The organism is Asanoa iriomotensis, assembly GCF_016862515.1.
Classification (GTDB): Bacteria; Actinomycetota; Actinomycetes; order Mycobacteriales; family Micromonosporaceae; genus Asanoa; species Asanoa iriomotensis.
On sequence record NZ_BONC01000186.1, the window covers coordinates 1 to 591 of the forward strand.

At 67.3% G+C, this 591-nt stretch carries 1 protein-coding gene; it reads left to right on the top strand.

Translation table 11 applies throughout. From position 1 onward, the window contains the following. Window positions 1-172: 172 nt before the first annotated feature. On the top strand, window positions 173-472 hold the full coding sequence (locus Air01nite_RS40890) for a hypothetical protein (protein ID WP_203708928.1): 300 nt from the start codon (window positions 173-175) through the stop codon (window positions 470-472). Window positions 473-591 lie beyond the last annotated feature (119 nt).

Sequence of the window (591 nt, forward strand, 5' to 3'; positions counted from 1 at the left end):
CCGCGGTTGCTGACCCGCGACCTCACGATGACGCCGCAAGGACACGAGTGGGAAGCGGCACAACTCGTGTCCAATATGGGCTGGGTGTGCGGGAAGCTGTCAACGCCGCTGCTGCCAACCACCTGTTGTTCGCGATGACGAAGCGGCTCAAGCAGGCCGAGGAGAACCGTGGATGGCTGACGCAACCGCTGCCGCCGAGATCATGCGCCCGCATGTCGCCGCCGCGGTGCCCGAACCGAACCTCGCGTTCGCGCTCGGCCACCGCTACGCCACCGACTACGCCAACAGGCTCGACACCGCCGGCCTACTCGGCACCACCGCCGGAGGCGACGAGGTCAAGGCACAGGTGCGGAAGGTGCTGGAGCCGCACGTCTCGTTTCGGCTGGCTACGGTGCTCGTCGACGCACTGTCCGAAGCGGAACTTCTCGCCGAAGATCTTGAACTTGGGTCGGCGATGGGACGCGGCGGCTGAGTCGCCCGCTTTCGCACGCGCGGATTGTTCGCAGGTTCGGCCCATCCCCGACGAGGCAGACGCGCCCCCACGCGCACCGCACCTCCTTCCAAACGTGCAGGTCACGGGCCAACGACGGA

Excerpts from the sequence above, each read along its gene's own strand:
- Air01nite_RS40890 (WP_203708928.1), top strand. The coding sequence starts at position 173 with ATGGCTGACGCAACCGCTGCCGCCGAGATCATGCGCCCGCATGTCGCC.